Source organism: Phocaeicola sp. (genome assembly GCF_048170425.1).
In the GTDB taxonomy this organism is placed as follows: domain Bacteria; phylum Bacteroidota; class Bacteroidia; order Bacteroidales; family Bacteroidaceae; genus Phocaeicola.
Map to the genome: position 1 here is coordinate 1 of NZ_DBEXBB010000248.1, position 3163 is coordinate 3163.

Consider the following 3163-nt stretch of genomic DNA (forward strand, 5'->3'; position numbering starts at 1 on the left):
ATCACCTGAATCTTTAACCTCTTCTGTCTGTTCTGTAGATTCTACCTGAGTTTCCTTTTTCTTTTCCTCCAATTGCTCTTTCTTGCAGCCAGCAAAAAACAGGCCACACGCTATGAATAACACAAAAACTGTTGGAATCAATCGCTTCATAATAATAATATTTATAGGTCAATTTGAATGGCGAACGAAAACAAATTGTTCGTCAAATGTGATTTTTTTCGCTTTAACATAACAAACAAACCTAACAGAATGTTCTCTCAAAATGTATAAAAATTACTTTTTTATAGAATTAATTCCCCTTCCCGACCGTTAGAAAACAAAAAGAGCCTGGTTATACACCAAGCTCATTCTCGCTATCGAAACAAATAATACCGTCTCAATAAAGGACTGCTTTTTCATACAGTCTCTTCTAATTATTCTTCCGGACTCTCTTCCATCTTCCGTTTCACAAACTTAATCTTCAAGTTGGCTTCCTTCTGCTCTTTCTTGATTTCTTCGATGGCAGACAACACACGTGCCAGTTCATTCAGTTCCGCCACAGCCTTCACGTCGTCCGGACGCATCACCGTCTTGTAGTTCCGGTCGCCAATAAATTCCAGACGAATATTTTTCTTGTCACGATTGGCTACCAGAAATGCAACCACTCCTCCGTCATTACCCAGTTTATAGTCGGCCTTTTCCACCGGGCGACCCAAATCGGTGGTTTCATAACTATCTACAGAAGCGGGGGTTTCAGCAAAAGTATCATCTACAGACACTTTTACAGCCGTATGATGAATACTTCCTCCCGCACAATAAATAGAAGTCAGCGACATCTCACCCACTTCGCTCACCTGTGCCCGCAGGAAAGAACGCCCGATATTCTTTTCTACCACCTGAGTGGGATAAAAATAATTTCCTACTTCCTGATAGGCCGTATCCTTTTCCAGCACAAACTTTCCCTTGATGGAATCAAGCGCTGCCTGCTTCACCGCCATCATGCTGTCCAGATAAACCAAAGTCTTGGTCTGTTCTGCCAAATCAATCTGCTGCATCAGCTTGATACCCGCCTTGCGCACTTCAAATGCCTTGGGATACAAGGTACGAATACTATCTATCTGCAATTTAGCCAGGCTGTATTCACCTGCCGCATACGCAGCTTCCGCACGCTGAAACAACTGGCCAGCCTGCTTCTCACCGTTCTGGCAAGCTGAAAGTGCCAATGCCATCGGAACGAGCAATAATCCTATCTTTTTCATACGTTTATCTATGATTCTACGCGGACAAAAATACAACTATTTTCGGAACTCATCCTCACATTCATTCTTTTTTCCGCGCGTTTTCTATGTTTCCCCATCCGGAGCCCTACGTTTCACGAAAGGGAAACCTTCGTTTCTGTCTGGAAAAACCTAGGGTTTGCACTAACGAAACGTAAAAAATATGGAAACACTTGTTTCTTACCGTACTGTTTTTTCAACTATTTCTTTCCGCAACCAGAAAAACAAATACAATCTTTCAAGTAAGCAGCAAAAAATGGACAAAGGGATTTTTTTTATAACTTTGCGGCAAATTGAAAAAATGCATACAATGGAATTGAAAGAACACTTCGCTGGCAGAATTTTTAGTCTGATATCAGAAACAGCCGATGAACTGGGACTGGAATGCTATGCCGTAGGTGGATTTGTTAGAGATATTTTCCTGAACAGACCTTCTAAGGACATAGATGTAGTGGTGGTAGGAAGCGGAATTGAAATGGCTCAGGCTTTCGGCAAGAAGCTGGGACGAGGTGCGCATGTATCTGTTTTCAAGAACTTCGGTACGGCACAAGTCAAGTTCAAGGATACGGAAGTGGAGTTTGTGGGTGCACGCAAGGAGTCGTATAGCCACGACAGCCGCAAGCCGATAGTGGAAGACGGCACGCTGGAAGATGACCAGAACCGCAGAGACTTCACCATCAATGCCATGGCAGTCTGCCTGAACAAGGCACGTTTTGGAGAACTAGTGGATCCCTTCGGCGGGCTGGATGATTTGAAGGAACGTACCATCCGTACTCCGCTTGATCCGGACATCACGTTCAGCGACGACCCGCTGCGCATGATGCGCTGCATACGGTTTGCCACGCAATTGAATTTCTATATAGACGATGAAACGTTCGAAGCACTGGAGCGCAACAAGGAACGCATCAAAATTATCTCGCGCGAACGTATCGCCGACGAGCTGAACAAGATTTTGCTGTCACCTGTTCCTTCAAAGGGCTTTATTGACCTGGACCGCTGCGGACTGCTGGAACTGATTTTCCCGGAACTGGTGGCACTGCAGGGAGTGGAAGTGCGCAACGGACGCGGTCACAAAGACAATTTCTACCATACGCTTGAAGTGGTGGACAATATTTCACGCGTAAGTAATGACTTGTGGCTGCGCTGGGCTACCCTGCTGCACGATATTGGCAAACCGAGAACCAAACGCTGGGAACCTAAGGCGGGATGGACCTTCCATAACCACAATTTCATCGGTGAGAAAATGATTCCGGAAATCTTCCGCAAGATGAAGCTTCCGATGAACGAGAAAATGAAGTACGTACAGAAACTCGTCGGTCTGCACATGCGTCCGATTGTGATTGCCGATGAAGAAGTGACCGACTCGGCCGTACGCCGCCTGCTCTTCGAAGCCGGTGATGACATTGACGACCTGATGATGCTTTGCGAAGCAGATATTACTTCCAAAAACGAAGCCCGCAAGCAACGTTTCCTGGATAACTTCAAACTGGTGCGCCAGAAGCTGAAAGATTTGGAAGAAAAAGACCGTATCCGGAACTTCCAGCCGCCTGTGGACGGAGCCGAAATCATGCAGGTATTCAACTTGCAGCCTTGCCGTGAAATCGGAAGTCTGAAAAGCTCTATCAAAGATGCGATTCTAGATGGTGCCATCCCGAACGAGCACGACGCAGCCTTTGAATATATGCTGAAAAAGGCGGAACAAATGGGACTAAAGCCCGTGAACCTGCCTGAAAAAAAATAAGCTAACCCAACCTCTTTCGAAGCCTCTGTCACCCTTGACCTACAGAAGCTTCGAAAGATTTTTCCGATATAACTCTTCGCTTGTCGACAAACTAGAAAAATATTTCAGAATTTCCAATATCTGAAAACTATTACAAATTAGAGTCACCCAATTTACCGCCCTACAG

Annotated in this window: 2 protein-coding genes; one reads left to right on the plus strand and one right to left on the minus strand. The window is 45.2% G+C overall.

The annotated features are described in order from the left end of the window. Positions 1 to 413: 413 nt before the first annotated feature. Complete coding sequence (locus ACMJ0U_RS09780; RefSeq protein WP_417129775.1) at positions 414 to 1238, minus strand: hypothetical protein; 825 nt, start codon at positions 1236 to 1238, stop codon at positions 414 to 416. Between the two features lie 328 nt (positions 1239 to 1566). Between ACMJ0U_RS09780 and ACMJ0U_RS09785 the strand changes: the two genes are divergently transcribed. After that, complete coding sequence (locus ACMJ0U_RS09785; protein ID WP_417129776.1) at positions 1567 to 2997, plus strand: CCA tRNA nucleotidyltransferase; 1431 nt, start codon at positions 1567 to 1569, stop codon at positions 2995 to 2997. Positions 2998 to 3163 lie beyond the last annotated feature (166 nt).

What these genes read in the sequence shown, in the direction of transcription:
- ACMJ0U_RS09780 (WP_417129775.1), bottom strand. Translation starts at nt 1,238, where the DNA reads ATGAAAAAGATAGGATTATTGCTCGTTCCGATGGCATTGGCACTTTCA.
- ACMJ0U_RS09785 (WP_417129776.1), top strand. Translation starts at nt 1,567, where the DNA reads ATGGAATTGAAAGAACACTTCGCTGGCAGAATTTTTAGTCTGATATCA.